The organism is Streptomyces sp. NPDC002055 (genome assembly GCF_040296705.1).
In the GTDB taxonomy this organism is placed as follows: Bacteria; Actinomycetota; Actinomycetes; order Streptomycetales; family Streptomycetaceae; genus Streptomyces.
Map to the genome: position 1 here is coordinate 64,795 of NZ_JBEOXS010000004.1, position 18,409 is coordinate 83,203.

Annotated in this window: 8 protein-coding genes; 5 read left to right on the top strand and 3 right to left on the bottom strand. The window is 71.0% G+C overall.

Annotated elements, in window-relative coordinates; translation table 11 throughout:
* Position 1: 1 nt before the first annotated feature.
* Genes ABT112_RS03260 through ABT112_RS03270 form a run of 3 tightly spaced genes read left to right on the top strand, consistent with a single transcriptional unit; the run spans position 2 to position 4,469 of the window.
* On the top strand, positions 2–802 hold the full coding sequence (locus ABT112_RS03260) for an RNA-guided endonuclease InsQ/TnpB family protein (RefSeq protein ID WP_351504973.1): 801 nt from the start codon (positions 2–4) through the stop codon (positions 800–802).
* Positions 772–2,469 (top strand): IucA/IucC family protein, encoded by a 1,698-nt coding sequence (locus ABT112_RS03265; protein WP_351504976.1) that lies wholly within the window; start codon positions 772–774, stop codon positions 2,467–2,469. The genes ABT112_RS03260 and ABT112_RS03265 overlap by 31 nt, the downstream gene beginning before the upstream one ends.
* Positions 2,470–2,510: 41 nt before the next feature.
* Positions 2,511–4,469, top strand: coding sequence for an ATP-dependent DNA helicase (locus tag ABT112_RS03270; RefSeq protein ID WP_351504978.1), 1,959 nt, complete (start codon positions 2,511–2,513; stop codon positions 4,467–4,469).
* Between the two features lie 371 nt (positions 4,470–4,840).
* Here the strand turns inward: ABT112_RS03270 and lexA are convergent, their stop codons facing one another.
* Positions 4,841–5,623, bottom strand: coding sequence for a transcriptional repressor LexA (gene lexA, locus ABT112_RS03275; RefSeq protein WP_351504980.1), 783 nt, complete (start codon positions 5,621–5,623; stop codon positions 4,841–4,843).
* A gap of 490 nt (positions 5,624–6,113) precedes the next feature.
* On the opposite strand from lexA, the gene nrdR reads away from it, so the two are divergent.
* Positions 6,114–6,626 (top strand): transcriptional regulator NrdR, encoded by a 513-nt coding sequence (gene nrdR, locus ABT112_RS03280; protein WP_351504982.1) that lies wholly within the window; start codon positions 6,114–6,116, stop codon positions 6,624–6,626.
* Positions 6,627–6,740: 114 nt separating this feature from the next.
* Positions 6,741–9,611, top strand: coding sequence for a vitamin B12-dependent ribonucleotide reductase (locus ABT112_RS03285; protein WP_351504984.1), 2,871 nt, complete (start codon positions 6,741–6,743; stop codon positions 9,609–9,611).
* Between the two features lie 252 nt (positions 9,612–9,863).
* Here ABT112_RS03285 and ABT112_RS03290 read toward each other — a convergent pair whose 3' ends face one another.
* Positions 9,864–11,024 (bottom strand): FAD-dependent monooxygenase, encoded by a 1,161-nt coding sequence (locus tag ABT112_RS03290; RefSeq protein ID WP_351504986.1) that lies wholly within the window; start codon positions 11,022–11,024, stop codon positions 9,864–9,866.
* A 4-nt stretch (positions 11,025–11,028) separates the two neighbouring features.
* Positions 11,029–18,222: a non-ribosomal peptide synthetase gene (locus ABT112_RS03295; RefSeq protein WP_351504988.1), complete on the bottom strand. Its 7,194-nt coding sequence runs from the start codon at positions 18,220–18,222 to the stop codon at positions 11,029–11,031.
* Positions 18,223–18,409 lie beyond the last annotated feature (187 nt).

Below are 18,409 nucleotides of genomic sequence, written 5' to 3' on the forward strand. Positions count from 1 at the left end.
TGTGCTGCTCCGCTACAGCTACTGGGCCTACCCGGATGCCTCCCAGTGCCGCGCTTTGGCGAAGGCGTTCGGGTGCGCGCGGGTGGTGTGGAACGACTGCCTGCGCGACCGCAGGGAAGCGCATGCGGCGGGGCTGCCGTATGTGACGTCGGGCGAGCTGTCCCGGCGTCGTATCACCCAGGCCAAACGCACCGAGGAGCGTGCCTGGCTCGCGGAGATGTCGGCGGTCGTTCTGCAGCAGTCCCTTCGGGACCTGGATGCCGCTTACAAGAGCTTTTTCGACTCGATCAAGGGCAAGCGGCGGGGCCGGAAGGTCGGGCCGCCTCGGTACAAGTCGAAAAAGGACCGTCGGCAGTCGATCCGTCTGAACACCAACGCCTTCTCCCTCCGGGGCGACGGCACGGTGTATGTGGCCAAGGTCGGCAGCCTGAAGGTCAGGTGGTCGCGGCGGCTTCCGGCCGCGCCTGATCACAACGCAGCATGCAACGTCCTGGCCGAAGGACGCCGTATCGTCGCCGCCGGGCGGGTGGAGACGTCAAATGCCTGTGGAGCGCGGGTAAGACGGGTACATGTGCCCGCGCAGCGCGGTGAAGCAGGAAGCCCCCGGAAGGGTCAACCGACCCAGACCGGAATCCCCGGACTTCAGGCCAGGGAGCACGTCAAACCTCTCGGCTCGTCCCCGTTCCCATCCGAGGAGCACGTCTTTTGCGCCCGTCACCCCAGCAGCGTCAAGCCGCTTGGCACCGAGCCAGCCGCCACCTGCTCGCCAAGATGCTCGCCGAATTCGCCTACGAGGGGGTGATCTCGCCCGAGCCCGAGCCCGAGGACGGCGCCCCGACGGCCCACCGGCTCCCCGTGGACGACGGCACGGTCTACCGCTTCCACGCCCGGCGCGGCGCCTACGGCCACTGGCGGGTGGACCCGGACTCGATCACTCCGTCCGCGGATCCGCTGCAGTTCATCGCCCGCACCCACGCCGGGGTCCTCGGCCTGAGCGGGGACACCACCGGGCACCTCGTCCGCGAGATCACCGCCACGCTCGCCGCCGACACCCGCCTGGCGGCCACGTCCCTCAGCGCCGCGGAGCTCGCCGACCTCGACTACGCCGAGCTCGAAGGGCACCAGACGGGGCACCCCTGGATCGTCGTCAACAAGGGCCGGCTCGGGTTCTCCGCCACCGACACCGAACGGTGGGCACCCGAGGCCCGCACGCCGCACCGCCTTCCCTGGCTCGCGGTCCACCGCGACCTGGCCCGGTACCGGGGCGTTCCCGCGCTCGCCACCCCCGACCGGCTCTACGCCGACGAGCTCACACCCCGCACCCGGGAGGCGTTCGACGCCGCGGTCACCGACCAGGGCCGCGACCCCGCCGACTACCTCTGGCTTCCGGTGCACCCCTGGCAGTGGGACGAGAGCGTCGCGCAGCTCTTCGCCCCGCAGGTCGCCGACGGAACGATAATTCCGCTCCCCGCCGACGAGGACCTGCGGCTGCCGCAGCAGTCGATCCGCACGTTCCTCAACACCAGCCGCCCGGCCGCCCGGACGGTCAAGCTGCCCCTGTCCATCCTCAACACCCTGGTGTGGCGGGGCCTGCCCACCGAGCGCACCCTCGCCGCGCCCGCGGTCACCGGCTGGGTCCACGCCCTGCGCGACGCCGACCCCTTCCTGCGCGACGAGACCCGGGTCGTGCTGCTCGGCGAGACCGCCTCCGTCGCGGTGGAGCACCCGCTCTACGACCGGCTCCCCGGCATCCCCTACCAGTACCGGGAACTCCTCGGCTGCATCTGGCGCGAGCCCATCGCCCCGCAGCTGGACCCCGGTGAGCGGGCCCGCACCCTGGCCGCGCTGCTCCTCACCGACCCGCAGGGCCGTTCGTTCACCGCCGAGCTCGTGCACCGCTCGGGCCTCGATCCGGCCGTCTGGCTCAGCCGTCTCTTCGCCGCGCTGCTGCCGCCGCTGCTGCACTTCCTCTACCGGTACGGCACGGTCTTCTCCCCGCACGGCGAGAACGCCATCGTCGTCTTCGACGAGCAGGACGTCCCGGTCCGTCTGGCGATCAAGGACTTCGTCGACGACGTCAACGTCAGCGCCGAGCCCCTGCCCGAGCACGACACGATGCCCGCCGAGGTGCGCGAGGTGCTGCTCACCGAGCCGCCGTCGTTCCTCACCCAGTTCATCCACTCCGGGCTCTTCGTCGGGGTGTTCCGCTATCTCGCACCGATCTGCGAGGAGCAGCTCGGGGTGGCGGAGAGCCGGTTCTGGTCGCTCGTCCGCGCCGAGATCCTCCGGCACCAGGCGCGCTTCCCGGAGCTCAAGGACCGGTTCGAGACCTTCGACCTGCTCACGCCCCGGATCGAACGGCTCTGTCTCAACCGCAACCGGCTGCATCTGGACGGCTACCGCGACCGCCCGGACCGGCCGCACGCCGCCGTGCACGGCACCGTCCCGAACCCGCTCCATCAGCTGTGAGGGCCACCGATGTCAGTGGCGCCCCGTAGGGTGGTCACGCTATGACGAAGCCCTCCCTCCCCGACCTGCTGCACGCCGCCGTCACCGCCGTCGGCGGTACGGAACGCGCTGGTCAGGTCACCATGGCCGAGACCGTTGCCGAGGTCGTCGACGACGGTTCCCACTTGTTGGTCCAAGCGGGAACCGGCACCGGTAAGTCGCTCGGCTACCTGGTGCCGGCCCTGGCGCACGGCGAGCGGGTGGTCGTGGCCACCGCGACCCTCGCGCTGCAGCGGCAGCTCGTGCAGCGGGACCTGCCGCGCACGGTCGAGGCGCTGCACCCGCTGCTGCGGCGCAGGCCGGAGTTCGCCATGCTCAAGGGGCGCTCCAACTACCTGTGCCTGCACCGGCTCCACGAGGGGGTGCCGCAGGAGGAGGAAGAGGGACTGTTCGACCCCTTCGAGGCCGCGACGCCGACCAGCAGGCTCGGCAAGGACCTGCTGCGGATGCGGGACTGGGCGGACGAGACGGAGACCGGGGACCGCGACGATCTCACCCCCGGCGTCTCGGACCGCGCCTGGTCCCAGGTGTCGGTGTCCTCCCGGGAGTGCCTGGGCGCGTCGAAGTGCGCCTACGGAGCGGAGTGCTTCGCGGAGGCCGCGCGGGAGCGGGCCAAGCTGGCCGATGTCGTGGTCACCAACCACGCCCTGCTCGCCATCGACGCGATCGAGGGCGCCCCGGTGCTGCCCAGCCACGAGGTCCTCGTCATCGACGAGGCCCACGAACTGGTCTCCCGCGTCACCGGCGCCGCCACCGGGGAGCTCACCCCGGGGTCGGTGAACCGCGCCGTGCGCCGGGCCGCCAAGCTGGTCGACGAGAAGGTCGCGGACGCCCTCCAGACCGCGGCCGAGTCCTTCGAGCGCCTGATGGAGCTGGCCCTTCCGGGGCGCCTGGAGAAGATCCCCGAGGACCTCGGCTACGCCCTGATGGCGCTGCGGGACGCGGCCCGCACCGTCATCACGGCGCTGGGGAACACCCGGGACAAGTCCGTGCAGGACGAGGACGCGGTGCGCAAGCAGGCCCTGGCAGCCGTGGAGAACGTGCACGCCGTCGCCGAGCGCATCGCGAACGGCTCGGAGTACGACGTCGTCTGGTACGAGCGCCACGACCGGTTCGGGGCCTCGCTGCGCGTCGCACCGCTGTCGGTGTCCGGACTCCTCCGCGAGAAGCTGTTCACCGAGCGGTCCGTGGTGCTGACCTCCGCGACCCTCAAGCTCGGCGGCGACTTCAACGGGGTGGCGGCCTCGCTCGGCCTCTCTCCGGAGGGCGTGGAGGGCGAGGACGTCCCGCAGTGGAGGGGCCTGGATGTCGGCTCGCCCTTCGACTACCCGAAGCAGGGCATCCTCTATGTCGCCAGGCATCTGGCGCAGCCGGGCCGGGAGGGCAGCCGCACCGACATGCTGGACGAGCTGGCGGAGCTCGTGGAGGCGGCGGGCGGTCGCACACTCGGTCTCTTCTCCTCGATGCGGGCGGCCCAGGGCGCGGCGGAGGCGCTGCGGGAGCGCCTGGACCATCCGATCCTGCTGCAGGGGGAGGAGACGCTCGGCGAGCTGATCCGGGCCTTCGCCGAGGACCCCCGGACCTGTCTCTTCGGCACCTTGTCGCTGTGGCAGGGCGTCGACGTCCCGGGGCCGAGCTGCCAGCTCGTCGTCATGGACCGGATTCCGTTCCCCCGGCCCGACGATCCGCTGATGAGCGCACGGCAGACGGCCGTGCAGGAGGGCGGCGGCAACGGTTTCATGGCCGTCGCCGCCACCCATGCCGCGCTGCTCATGGCGCAGGGCGCCGGCCGGCTGGTGCGGGCGTCCGGGGACCGCGGCGTGGTCGCCGTTCTCGACCCCCGGCTGGCCACCGCGCGCTACGGCAGTTTCCTCCGGGACTCGATGCCGGACTTCTGGTACACGGTGGACCGCAATCAGGTGCGCCGTTCCCTGGCGGCGATCGACGCGGCCGCGGGCTGAGTGCCTTGATCACGAGCGTCGGCAACGCTCGTGATCAATCCACCCGGGTACCGCAACGAGCGGCGCCTTCCCGCACGAGGCCGACGTGGTGCGGTGCGCGGTCCCGCGCGCTCCCCGTACGCCGACGAACAGGATCCGCACGCCGGACGGACAGCCGCTGGGCCGGCACGCCGCCCCCCGGCGCAGCCGACTGCAGCGCACCGGCGCGGCCGGTACAGAGCACAGCGAATGCAGCACAGCGAATGCAGCACAGCGAATACAGCGGAGCGAATACAGCGCAGCAGAAACAGCGCAGCCCATTCAGAGCAGCGGATACAGCAGGGCCCCGGAACCGGCGCAGTGGTTCCGGGGCCCGGTCGTGAGGGGGTGTGTCAGACCCGCCGCAGCACCGCGACCACCTTGCCGAGGATGGTCGCCTCGTCGCCCGGGATGGGCTGGTACGCGGAGTTGTGCGGGAGCAGCCACACATGGCCGTCCTCCCGCTTGAAGCGCTTCACGGTGGCCTCGCCGTCGAGCATGGCGGCCACGATGTCGCCGTTCTCCGCCACGGGCTGGCGGCGTACGGTCACCCAGTCGCCGTCGCAGATGGCGGCTTCCACCATGGAGTCGCCGACGACCTTCAGGACGAACAGCTCGCCGTCACCGACCAGTTGGCGGGGGAGGGGGAACACGTCCTCGACCGACTCCTCGGCGAGGATCGGACCGCCGGCGGCGATGCGGCCGACGAGCGGCACATAGGACGCCGCGGGCTTCCCGGTCGTGTCCGTCGGCTGGCTGGTCGGTCCGTCCGAGCCGCGGACCTCGTACGCGCGCGGGCGGTGCGGGTCGCGGCGCAGGAAGCCCTTGCGCTCCAGGGCCATCAGCTGGTGGGCGACGGACGACGTGCTCGACAGCCCCACCGCCTGTCCGATCTCCCGCATGGACGGTGGGTAGCCGCGCCGCTGCACCGAGTCCCGGATGACCTCGATGACGCGCCGCTGCCGGTCGGTGAGGCCGGAACTGTCCGCCCTGATCCCGGGAGGTCGGCCTGGCAGTGATCGGGCTTTCTGCCCCTCCGGGGTCATGGCGGCCTCATTCATCGCGTGCCCCTGGTCGGCCCGGTGCTGGGAGCGGTCCTGGGCGGTGATGGTGGCGCTGTCTGCGGTGGTGGTCACGTCGGCCCCTCTCGAGATGTTCTCCCTAGTGGGACAACGGTAGTTGGTTTCGAAAGGTTGCGCCAAACACACGTTCGAGTGAAATTTCGCAGTTCGCCCGCCGTGGTCAAGCAGTCGGGTGTATGAGCGGAACCGGCTCCGCTGCGGGGCCTTCCGTCCGGAATGTAGCGGCCGGGCGCGCGCGGGGTGCGTCGCCGCGCCGTCACCCAGTGTGTCACTCGCGCCCCGCCGGGCGGCGGTCGGTCCCCGTCCCGTACTCTCATGGGCGCTGCGCCGTGCGACACGCGGTCCGCGCGCTTGACGTCCGACCACCAGATCTAGTGGTTTGATGGGCGTCGGCCACCCACAAGTTGTGGTCCCGGGGGACTCAGCACTCACGGATATCGCCTATGCTTGGGGTGCTCCGCGAGGCCCCTTCGGGGCCGGCGCAGCCGTGCAGCCGTGCTGCTGTTTCGTACCACGTTCACAGGGTTCTAGGAGGGTAGGGAAGATGCACTGCCCCTTCTGCCGACACCCGGACAGCCGTGTGGTGGACAGCCGCACCACCGACGACGGGACCGCGATCCGCAGGCGTCGCCAGTGTCCCGACTGCTCCCGCCGCTTCACCACGGTGGAGACGGCGTCACTCATGGTGATCAAGCGGAGCGGAGTCACCGAACCGTTCAGCCGTGACAAGGTCATCTCCGGCGTGCGCAAGGCATGCCAGGGCCGGCCGGTCACCGAGGACGCACTCGCCAAGCTCGGCCAGCAGGTCGAGGAGGCGGTGCGCGCCACCGGAAGCGCCGAGCTGTCGACCCACGACGTCGGGCTGGCCATACTCGGCCCGCTCCAGGAGCTCGACCTCGTCGCCTATCTGCGGTTCGCGTCGGTCTACCGGGCGTTCGACACGCTCGAGGACTTCGAGGCGGCGGTCGCGGAGCTGCGCGAGGGGCGGCCCACGGCCGACACCGGCGGGCCCGCGGGGGACACCGAGGCCCCCGCGCCCGTCATCGCCGCCGACTAGCGGCGCACATCAGACCTGCCCGGAGCGCCGTGTGCGCTCGGGTGCACGACAGAAATCGTGCCTACGGGAAGAAAAAGGCACATCAGGGCGTTTTCGCCCGCACAGGGAGGCGGCATGACAGAGACGGCGAGCGGCCCGGCACGAGGCTCCCGCGCCAAGGGCAGCAAGGCGAGCAAGGGGCTGCGTATCGAGCGCATCCACACGACCCCCGGCGTGCATCCGTACGACGAGGTGGTCTGGGAGCGCCGTGACGTCGTCATGACCAACTGGCGCGACGGCTCGATCAACTTCGAGCAGCGAGGCGTCGAGTTCCCCGACTTCTGGTCGGTGAACGCGGTCAACATCGTCACGAGCAAGTACTTCCGGGGCGCGGTCGGCTCTCCCAGCCGTGAGTCCAGCCTGCGGCAGCTCATCGACCGCGTGGTCAAGACCTACCGGAAGGCCGGCGAGGACCACGGCTACTTCGCCTCCCCGGCGGACGCCGAGATCTTCGACCACGAGCTGACCTACGCCCTGCTGCACCAGGTGTTCAGCTTCAACTCGCCCGTCTGGTTCAACGTCGGCACCCAGCAGACGCAGCAGGTCTCGGCCTGCTTCATCCTCTCGGTCGACGACTCCATGGAGTCGATCCTCGACTGGTACAAGGAAGAGGGGATGATCTTCAAGGGCGGCTCCGGTGCCGGCCTGAACCTCTCCCGGATCCGCTCCTCCAAGGAGCTCCTCTCCTCCGGCGGCAACGCCTCCGGCCCCGTCTCCTTCATGCGCGGCGCGGACGCGTCCGCAGGAACGATCAAGTCGGGCGGCGCCACCCGCCGCGCCGCCAAGATGGTCGTCCTGGACGTGGACCACCCGGACGTCGAGGCCTTCATCGAGACCAAGGTGAAGGAGGAGGAGAAGGTCCGCGCGCTGCGCGACGCGGGCTTCGACATGGACCTCGGCGGTGACGACATCACCTCCGTGCAGTACCAGAACGCCAACAACTCGGTCCGGGTCAACGACGAGTTCATGAAGGCCGTCGAGACCGGCTCGAAGTTCGGGCTGCGCGGCCGGATGAACGGTGAGGTCATCGAGGAGGTCGACGCCAAGGGCCTCTTCCGGAAGATGGCCGAGGCCGCCTGGGCCTGCGCCGACCCCGGCATCCAGTACGACGACACCATCAACCACTGGCACACCTCGCCGGAGACGGGCCGGATCACCGCCTCGAACCCGTGCAGCGAGTACATGCACCTGGACAACTCCTCGTGCAACCTGGCCTCGCTGAACCTGATGAAGTTCCTCAGCGACGACGACCGGGGCAACCAGTCGTTCGACGCCGAGCGCTTCGCCAAGGTCGTCGAGCTGGTCATCACCGCGATGGACATCTCCATCTGCTTCGCGGACTTCCCGACCGAGAAGATCGGTGAGACCACCCGGGCCTTCCGCCAGCTGGGCATCGGCTACGCCAACCTCGGCGCGCTGCTGATGGCCACCGGCCACGCCTACGACTCCGACGGCGGCCGTGCGCTCGCCGGTGCCATCACCTCGCTGATGACCGGCACCTCCTACAAGCGCTCCGCGGAGCTGGCCGCGGCCGTCGGCCCGTACGACGGCTACGCCCGCAACGCCGACGCCCACAAGCGCGTCATGCGGCAGCACTCCGACGCCAACGGTGCCGCCAAGCGGATGGACGACCTGGACAACCCGGTCTGGGCCGCCGCCACGGAGGCCTGGCAGGACGTGATCCGGCTCGGCGAGAAGAACGGATTCCGCAACGCCCAGGCCTCGGTGCTGGCCCCCACCGGCACCATCGGCCTGATGATGGACTGCGACACCACGGGCGTCGAGCCGGACCTGGCCCTGGTCAAGTTCAAGAAGCTCGTCGGCGGCGGCTCGATGCAGATCGTCAACAACACCGTCCCGAAGGCCCTGAAGCGGCTCGGCTACCAGCCGGAGCAGGTCGAGGCGATCGTGGCCCACATCGCCGACCACGGCAATGTGATCGACGCGCCCGGCCTCCGCCAGGAGCACTACGAGGTCTTCGACTGCGCCATGGGCGAGCGCTCCATCTCGCCGATGGGCCATGTCCGGATGATGGCGGCCGCCCAGCCGTTCCTGTCCGGCGCGATCTCCAAGACCGTCAACGTCCCGGAGTCGGCCACCGTCGAGGAGATCGAGGAGGTCTACTTCGAGGGCTGGAAGCTCGGTCTGAAGGCGCTCGCGATCTACCGCGACAACTGCAAGGTCGGCCAGCCCCTCTCGGTCAAGAAGAAGGACGAGAAGGAAGCAAAGGCCGTCGAGCCCGCGCCGGAGAAGGTCGTCGAGTACCGGCCGGTCCGCAACCGGCTGCCGAAGGGCCGCCCCGGCATCACCACCTCCTTCACGGTGGGCGGCGCCGAGGGCTACATGACCGCCAACTCCTACCCGGACGACGGTCTCGGCGAGGTCTTCCTCAAGATGTCCAAGCAGGGCTCGACCCTCGCGGGCATGATGGACGCCTTCTCCATCGCCGTCTCGGTGGGCCTGCAGTACGGGGTTCCGCTGGAGACCTACGTCTCGAAGTTCACCAACATGCGCTTCGAGCCGGCCGGCATGACGGACGACCCGGACGTGCGGATGGCGCAGTCGATCGTCGACTACATCTTCCGCCGCCTGGCGCTGGACTTCCTGCCGTTCGAGACCCGCTCGGCGCTCGGCATCCACTCGGCCGAGGAGCGTCAGCGGCACCTGGAGACCGGTTCGTACGAGTCGAACGACGACGAGGTCGACGTCGAGGGCCTCGCCCAGTCGGCCCCGCGGCACGTCGAGTCCCCGCAGACGTCGGCACCCACGTCCACGGCGGGGGCCCCGCAGACCCCGCAGCAGGCGCACAACTCCACCGAACTGGTGGAGATGCAGCTGGGCCTGAACGCCGACGCTCCGCTGTGCTTCTCGTGCGGCACCAAGATGCGCCGGGCGGGCAGCTGCTACCTGTGCGAGGGGTGCGGGTCGACGAGCGGCTGCAGCTGAGCGAGTGAACCGTGTCCTGAGCAGTTGATGTTGAGGATGCGCGCATGAGAGGGCGCCGGCCATCGGTCGGCGCCCTCTCTGCCGTTGCGCGGACCAGGTGATGTCGCTACCGGGGACCCTGCGTTCCCGACGGTCCCTGCCGTCCGGAACGTCCCGGCGGGCTGGGGCCGTCAGGCCCCCGCCCCACCACCCCCACCAGCCAGGAACGGCCCGTCCCCCCACCAGGACGACGGGCCGCTCCCCGCTGCCGGGTCAGTCCGGGATGCCCGGGAAGGTGAGTGCCGCGCGCTGCTGGTGGAGCAGCGTGCGGTTCGGGACCAGCCGCAGATAGCTGTCGCGGGCCAGCCGGCGCAGCGGGTTCTCCAGCTGCTCCATGGTGCTCGTCGCGATGGAGGCGTTCACGACGGCCCGGGTCCGCTCCCGGCGCCGGTCCTCGTACGTCCGCAGGGCGGCGGGGAGGTCGGTCGCTCCGGCGAGGGTCCTGGCCAGGACCACGGCGTCCTCCATCGCCATCGCCGCGCCCTGCCCGAGGCTGGTGGGCATGGGGTGGGCCGCGTCACCGAGCAGCGTCACCGGGCCCTCCCCCCAGCGGTCCTGGAACGTGCGGTAGCGGGAGCCCACGGCCAGGATGTCCTCCCGCGGGGTGGCCCGGACCGCTGCCTGCGTCTCCTCGGCCCAGCCGGAGTAGGCGCTCAGGATCTCGTCCTTGTCCCCCTGCCAGTTCAGGGACCGGGACGGGGGCATGTTCTTCGTGCCCCACCAGTAGACGCGGCCGTGCCCGATGTCGACCAGACCGAACCGCTGTCCGCTGCCCCAGTAGTGGATGACGCCCCCGGCGGACAGCCGCGGATGGCTGAAGGGCGCGATCCCCAGCCAGCAGACGTAGCCGCCGTCCAGGTCCTCCTCGGGGCCGACGATCCCGCGACGCACGACGGAGTGGAAACCGTCGGCGCCGACCACGACGTCGCCCCGGGCCGTGGTGCCGTCCTCGAAATGGACGGTGCCGTCCGGTTCGACGCGGGTGGCGGCCGAACCGAGGACGATCGGGGTGTCGCCCGCCGCCTCCAGCAGCGCCTGCTGCAGATCCGTGCGGCTGATGCACACGGTGGGCACGCCCAGTTCGGCGCCGATCTCGGGCAGCGGCAGCCGCCGGATCAGCCGGCCGCGGGTGGTGCGGACGGCGAACGACGTCACCGCATGGCCCCATTTGGCCAGGTGGAGATCGATGCCGAGGGTGTCCAGCGCGGCCATGGCATTGCTCGTCACCGACAGCCCGGAGCCCGCGGCGCGCAGCTCCGTCGCCCGCTCGTGGACCACGGCCTCCATGCCGAGTCTGCGGAGCGCGACGGCGAGCGTCAGTCCGCCGATCCCGGCACCGATGATCAGGACCTTGGTGGGTCGGTTCTCCGGCATGGTGTCAGTTCTCCTTCGAAGCACCGGCCGGAGCCGTGCGGACGATGCGGGCGACGGTCCGGGACACGTGCCCGACATGGGGTTCTTCCATGATCGTGAGGTGATCGCCGGGTACGCCGATGACGTCGAGGCCGCCGCCCGCCAGGGCTCCCCAGCCGTTCGCCGGGTCCCGGTGCCGGCTGCCCGCGGCGCCGTGCATCGCGGCGAGGACCTCGGGCAGCGGCTCGGTCGCGCGGATCAGGGTGAGCTCGTGGGCGGAGGGCTCCGGGCGGTAGGCGAGCGTGGCGTTCCAGTTCGCCTCGTACACGCGGAACAGCCGGCCGATCACGGCTCCCGAGCTGCCCGCCGGCAGCACTCCGGCCTCCGTGGCGCGCCGGGCGATGTAGGCGAACCTGCCGTCCAGGGAGGTGATGTCGTCCGGGATCTCCTCGACGGGCGAGGCGCCGCCGCGCTCCAGCCAGAGCAGCTCCCAGAAGAACCAGCCCAGCAGGGCGTCCTCGGTGTACCGGGTCCGCTGTTCGGGGTCGACCGCGGTGGTGTCGAGCAGGATCAGCCGGGAGACCTCCTCGCCGGCCTCCCGCAGCTGCCGGGCCATCTCGAAGGCGGCGAAGCCGCCGAAGGACCAGCCACTGATCGTGTACGGGCCGTGCGGCTGCACCCGGCGCAGCGCGGAGACGTAGGAGGCGGCGATCTCCTCCATGCTCCGCAGCGGTTCGGTGCCCGGGTCCGCCCCCGCGGCCTGCAGCGCGTACAGCGGCTGGTCGTCCGGCAGGTGCTGGGCGAAGGGCAGGTAGCAGAGCACATTGCCGCCCATCGGATGCACCATGAACAGCGGCGGGCGGTCTCCCTGGGGGCGAATCGCCACCAGGGGGTCGAACGGCGCGGGGGCGGCGCCGGAGACCGCGGAGCGTACCTCGGCGGCCAGTTCGGCGACGGTGGGCGCGGCGATCAGCCGGCCCAGCGGGATGCCGACGCCGTAGCGCTGCTCCACCGAGACGACCAGGCGCATCGCGGTGAGCGAGGTTCCCCCGAGGTCGAAGAAGTTGTCGTGCACGCCGAGTCCGGTCACCTGCAGGAGGTCGCCGAGCATCTCGGCGAGCACCCGCTCGTGCTCGTCGCGCGGTGCGGTCGTGGTGCCGGAGCCGGCCGTCGCGGTGAGCGGAATCCGCCCCAGTGCAGCGTCGTCGCGCTTGCCACTGGGCGTCAGCGGCAGGCGTTCCAGCCACTGGAAGTGCGACGGAACCATGTACTCCGGCAGCACGCTCCGCAGGTGCCGGGCGAGGCCGTCGAGGTCCACTGACGCCGGGTCCCCGACGAGGAACGTGCTGAGGAAGGCGTCGTCCGTGCCGCGCCGCCGGGCGACGACGGCCGCCTCCCGCAGCCCCGGGCAGCCGTCGGCGAACGCGGTGACGGCCAGTTCCACCTCGGCCGGTTCGACCCGGAAGCCGCGGACCTTCACCTGGGTGTCGGCGCGGCCCACGCACACGATGTCGCCACCGGGCAGCACCATGCCGAGGTCCCCCGTCCGGTAGACGCGGGCGGGGCGGCCGAAGGGATGGTCGAGGAACCGTTCCTTCGTCAGATCGGGCCGGCCCGCGTAGCCGTGGGCCAGACAGCGGCCGCCGAGGTACACCTCCCCGCGGACCCCGGGCGGCACCGGGCGCAGCCGGGCGTCGAGCACATACGCCTCGACACCGTCGATGGGGGTACCGATCGGGGGCAGCGCCGGGAACGCGGACGGATCGCCGGCCATGGTGAAGCGGGTGGCGACATGGGTCTCGGTCGGGCCGTACTGGTTCTCCAGCACCACCCCCGGCAGCCGGCCGCACAGCCGGCGGATCTCCTCGGTGACGCGTAACTGCTCGCCCGAGGAGATCAGCACCCGCAGCCGGGACGGGACGAGGCCGAGGCCGTCCGCCGCCTCGGCGAGCTGCTGGAGCGCGACATAGGGCATGAACACCCGTTCCACGCCCTGCTCGTCGAGGAGGCGCAGCAGCGCGGGCATGTCCCGGCGGACGTCCTCCGGCACCAGGTGCAGGGTGCCGCCCGAGCAGAGCGTGGAGAAGATCTCCTGGAAGGAGACGTCGAAGCTCAGCGGGGCGTACTGCAGGGTGCCGCCGCCGACGGCGCCGCCGGCGGTCCGGGTCTGCCACGCCACGAGGTTCGCCAGTGCCCGGTGAGGCATCGACACGCCCTTGGGCTCCCCGGTGGAGCCGGAGGTGAACAGCAGATACGCGGGGTCCTCCGGGTCGATTACGGGCGGTTCCGCCTCGTCGGCGCCGGGTCCCGGTTCGGTCACGGACTCCGCGGGGAGCAGTAGTGCCGGGTCGCCGACCAGGCCGGCGTACCGGGCATGGGCGATGACGCGGAACGGCCCGGCCTGCTCGATCATGCTCCTCAGACGCTTCTCGGGGTACCCGGTGTCCAGGGGAACCACCGTTGTCCCGGCGCGCAGCGCCCCGAGGATCGCCGCGATCGTTCCGGGGGAGCGGTCCATGGCGATGCCGGTCCGGGCACCGTACGGGGCGCCGAGCGCTCGCAGCTTTCCGGCCACGGCCGTCGCCGCGGCGGACAGCTGCGCGTAGCTCCAGCGCTCCTCGCCCATGACCAGGGCGGTCGCCTCGGGGGTACGGGCGGCCTGCCGGTCGAACCGGGTCACCACGGTGTCCCGGGGGTCGTCCAGCGGGGCCGGGGCGGGGCGTGCCTCCTCGGCGAGGAAGGACTGGTCGGGCGCCTCGTCGGGCCGGTCCACCAGCCGCTGCAGGGTCCGGACGTAGAGGTCGGCGTAGAGGTCGGCCTGCTCGGGGGTGAAGATCGATCCGTCGCAGTCGATGCGCAGCCGCACCCGGTGGTCCACCGGGTCGGTGACGGCATTGACCAGCAGCGTGAAGTTGGTCTCCTCCCAGGTGCGGAAGTCGGTCAGCTCGATGCCGTCCAGCCCCAGGACCGGGGCGAGCTGCTGGAAGTGCACGTAGTTGAAGGCGGTCTCGATCACCGGGCCGCCGCCGAGGTCCTCCTGGACGGCGCTCAGCGGGTAGTGCCGGTAGGGGTGGCTCTCCCGCTCCTGCCGCAGGGCCTCGCGCGCGATGTCGAGCCGGCTCTCCCCGGCGGTACCGAGCCTGATGGGCAGGGTGTTCAGGAACAGTCCGGCGATGCGCTCCGCCCCGGCCCGCTCGGGACGGCCGTGGGAGACCAGACCGGTGGTCACCTCCGCGGTGCCGGTGAGCGTCCCCAGGGTCAGCCCGTGCGCGGCGAACAGCACCGACTTCACCGACAGTGCCCGCTCCTGTGCCAGCGCCCGCAGCCGGGTGCCGGTCTCCTCCGGCAGCTCGACCAGCCGCACGATCGTTTCTTCTCCGCCGTCCGCGGGCTGGTGCGGCCGGAAGGCGTCGATCTGGACGGGGGTGCGTCCGTCCAGCTTCGCCCGCCAGTACTGCCGGCTCTCCTCGTGCTCCAGGGCCCGCCGTTCGGCGAGGACGTGGTGCGCGGCCGAGGGGAGCGGGGTGTCCGGGACGGGGCCGGTGGGCAGCCCGAGGCCGTGGGCGTAGTCCTGGAGCAGTTCCCCGAGGAGGTTGGCCACGCTGCCGCCGTCCAGCAGCGCATGGTGGAAACTGAGGACCAGGTCGACGGCGGACGGCCGGACATGGGCCCGGAGCAGGTACAACGGCGCCCGGTCGAAGGCGTAGTCGTGGAAGCGGCGGTGCCGGATGTGGTCCGCGATCCGGGACTCCGCCTCCGCGGCGCCGTGTGCCCGCAGGTCGGCGATCTCCAGGCCGCCCCGCACCGTGGGCCGGACGATCTGCAGCGGTTCACCGGTCAGGTCGAAGTGGGCGCGCAGCACCGGGTGGCGGGCCACCAGCCGGTCGAACGCCCGGCGGAACACGGCTTCGTCCCAGGCCATGCGGAGGGTGTACCGGAAGACGTCCTTGTAGACGGCCGAACTCTCCTGGCGCCGGCTGTGATAGATCAGGCCCAGCTGGAGCCGGGTGAGGGGGTAGGCGTCCTCCGCGTCCCCGAGCCGGGCCCGGTCCACACCGGAGACCAGGGCGAACGGGGCGAGACCGGGTTCGCGTTCCGGCTCCGCGGCGCCGGCCGAGGCGGCCAGACCGGCGACGGTGGGGCTGCGCACCAGGTCGCCCAGGGCGAATGTCACCCCTCGCCGCTCGGCCAGGGCGCGGATCCGGAGCATCAGGATCGAGTCGCCGCCCAGCGCGTAGTAGTCGTCGTGCACCCCGACGCGCTCCACGCCCAGCACCTCGGCCCAGACCTCGGCGAGCACCGTCTCCACCGGGGTGCGCGGCTCCTGGTGCCCGGCCGTTCCGCCGGAGGTGCCGGGGTCGGGCAGTGCCCGGCGGTCGGCCTTGCCGTTGGGGGTGAGCGGGATCCGGCCGATCCGCAGGAAGTGCGACGGGATCATGAACGGTGGCAGGGACCGGGCGAGATGGGAGCGGAGCCCGGCCACGGGGAGGTCGGAGCCGGCGGTGTAATAGCCCACCAGCTGGGTTCCGGACGCCGCCGTGGCGCGGTCCACCACCAGGGCTTCGTGCACCCCGGGGGCGGTCAGGAGCGCGTTGCTGACCTCGCCGAGCTCCACCCGGTTGCCCCGGATCTTGACCTGCCCGTCCAGTCGGCCCAGGTACTCCAGCTCGCCGTCGGCCAGCAGCCGCACCAGGTCACCGGTGCGGTACAGCCGGCCGCCGGGGGTGAACGGGTCGTCGACGAACTTCTCGCGGGTGAGGTCCGGGCGGTCCAGATAGCCGCGGGCCACGCCGACGCCGCCGATGCACAACTCGCCCGGTACGCCGGCCGGCTGGAGGTGGTCGTCCGGGCCCAGGACGTACAGCTGGATGTTGTCGATGGGCCGGCCGATCGGAACGCGGCCGACCGGCCGGTCCGGGTCGGTGGGACAGCTGTGGAACGACACGTCCACGGTGGCCTCGGTCGGGCCGTAGAGGTTCACCAGTGCCGGGCGCGGCGAACCGCCCCGGGTGAACACCCGGTTGAAGCGGTCGACCTGCACCGTCGCCAGCGCCTCGCCGCTGCAGAAGACGAATCGCAGCGAGCGGGCCGCCTCCTCGGCCCGCTCCGGCGACTCCTGGAGCAGGTCGAGGAACGGGCCGAGCATGGAGGGGACGAAGTGCAGGGCAGTGACCCGGTGATCACGAACGGCCCGCAGCATCTGCTCGGGGTCCTTCTCGCCACCGGGCGGCAGCAGCACCAGTCCGGCGCCCTCGGCGGCCCACCAGAACAGCTCCCACACCGAGACGTCGAACGAGACCGGGGTCTTCTGCAGCAGCATGTCCCCCGCGCCGAGGGGATGCTGCCGCTGCATCCAGGCGAGGCGGTTGACCACCGACCGGTGCTCGACCATGACGCCCTTGGGCCTGCCGGTCGAACCGGAGGTGTAGATGACATAGGCGAGGTCGCGCGAGGTGGCGACCGGTTCGAGCGGGCCGGCCGGCCCGTGCAGCAGGTCGGCCGGCCGGCGGACCGCCGTCCCCGCAATGTCCGGTGCCAGGTCCACGTCGTCGGCCAGCACGATCAGGGCCCCGCTGTCCTCCAGCAGGAAGCGGATGCGGTCCGCCGGATAGCCGGGGTCCACCGGTACGTACGCGCCACCGGATTTGAGGATGCCGAACAGCGCCACCAGCAGCTGCGGTCCGCGCTCCATGAGCAGGGCGACCCGGTCGCCCGGCCGCACCCCGTCCGCCCGCAGGGCCCGCGCCACCTGATTGGCCCGGGCGTCGAGTTCGCCGTAGGTCAGCGACGCGCCGCTGCCGGCGGCGACGACGGCGACCCGGTCCGGGTGCCGGGCCGCCTGCGCCTCGAACAGGGAGGACAGGGTGGCCTCGTCGGCGAACGGGACGACGGGCCCCTGGCTGTGCCCCGCCAGCAGGTCCCGGCGCTCCGCGGGCCTCAGCATCGGCACCGCCGACACCGGCTCGTCCAGCCGGCCGACCCCCTCGGTGAGCAGGACCTTCAGATGCCCTGCCACGGCCTCCATGGGGAAGTCGGCGTCGAAGACGTCGCAGGCGTAGTCCAGATCGACCTGGACATGGTCGACATCGTCGAACGCGAAGGCAAAGACGGCCAGGGCGTCCTGATCGTGCGACGGAGCCTGAATGGTCAGTGCACGGGTGATTCCGGGGAGCCGGGAGGCCCGCGGATACCGCATATAGGAGAACGTGACATCGGACAACTGCCGTGTTCCGGCGGGAAGTCCGGGAACGTCCCGCAGCGCGTCCCCGAGAGCCAGGCGCTCGTGCCGACGGATGGCCGATGTGGCCTGCCGGACGTCGGCGACGAGCTTACGCACCGACTGCCCGCCGTCCGTTCGGATCCGCAGCGGAAGGGTATTCGCGAAGTGGCCCAGCACGTCCTGGTGGTGCTCTTCGGTGCGGTTCAGGAAGGGGACACCGATCGTCACTTCCTCGGCGCGGTGGATCCGGGAGAGACAGGTTCCGAGCATGGCGGCGATATAGGCGAACGGTGACAGGCCGGCCGCCCGGATCCGTGCGATCAGGGGCCCTTCCAGCACGAACGAGTGGCGTGCCCGCTGCGCGGAACCCGCGACGGCCCGGTGGGCGAACAGCGCCGGAGCCGCCTCGGCCAGATTGCCGTGATGGAATTCCCGGTCGCGGGTGAAGTCCGCGGAGGCGCGGTAGGCGCGTTCCTCCTGTGCGAATTCCAGATAAGAGGAGGAAGCGCCGGAGCATTCCTCGCCGCGCCCTATCCTCGCGTAGTCCGCGAAGATCTGGTGGGACAACTGGTTGAGAGTCCATCCATCGGCGACGATATGATGTGCCTTGAGGTGCAGGTGCGTCACCGAAGGGCTTTCCAGCAGCAGTGACACTTCCACCATGGGGCTGCGCCGGAGCGGAAGAGGCCGCTGGAGAGCGTGTTCCACCCATGCGGCGCAGGAAGCGCCCGGGTCGGATTCTCCCGAGAGATCGAGGACGCGGACCTTCGGGCCCTCGGATACGGCCCATTGGCAGGGTGTTCCGTCATGTTCGTCGAAGCGTAAACGAAATGTGTCGTGGCGTTGCAGTACCTGTTCCACGGCTGCGACGAGGGCCGCACGATCGAGGTCGCCTTCGATGCGCTCATGGAGAACGCAGTTGAACTGGGGCGAGTCCTCGTGCCGGGAACCGGCCGTCCACACATCTCTCTGGTAAGCCGTCAGGGATGCCGTCGACATCAGGGGGGAGCCTTCCGGTCAGGAATCGGGGTCCTACCATCGTCAGCGACTCATCGAGACCGGCTTATTGCCCAGATCACAGGGTGATCTAGATCATGCTGCGGTGAAGTGGTGGAACGGAGACACCGTCACATCGCGGCTATGGCTGGAATTGCCCATGCCGGCACACCAGGCCGGGCGGTGCCTG

Coding starts and splice junctions, on each gene's coding strand:
- ABT112_RS03265 (WP_351504976.1), top strand. CDS start 772: ATGCTCGCCGAATTCGCCTACGAGGGGGTGATCTCGCCCGAGCCCGAG.
- ABT112_RS03270 (WP_351504978.1), top strand. CDS start 2,511: ATGACGAAGCCCTCCCTCCCCGACCTGCTGCACGCCGCCGTCACCGCC.
- nrdR (WP_351504982.1), top strand. CDS start 6,114: ATGCACTGCCCCTTCTGCCGACACCCGGACAGCCGTGTGGTGGACAGC.
- ABT112_RS03285 (WP_351504984.1), top strand. CDS start 6,741: ATGACAGAGACGGCGAGCGGCCCGGCACGAGGCTCCCGCGCCAAGGGC.
- ABT112_RS03290 (WP_351504986.1), bottom strand. CDS start 11,024: ATGCCGGAGAACCGACCCACCAAGGTCCTGATCATCGGTGCCGGGATC.
- ABT112_RS03295 (WP_351504988.1), bottom strand. CDS start 18,222: ATGTCGACGGCATCCCTGACGGCTTACCAGAGAGATGTGTGGACGGCC.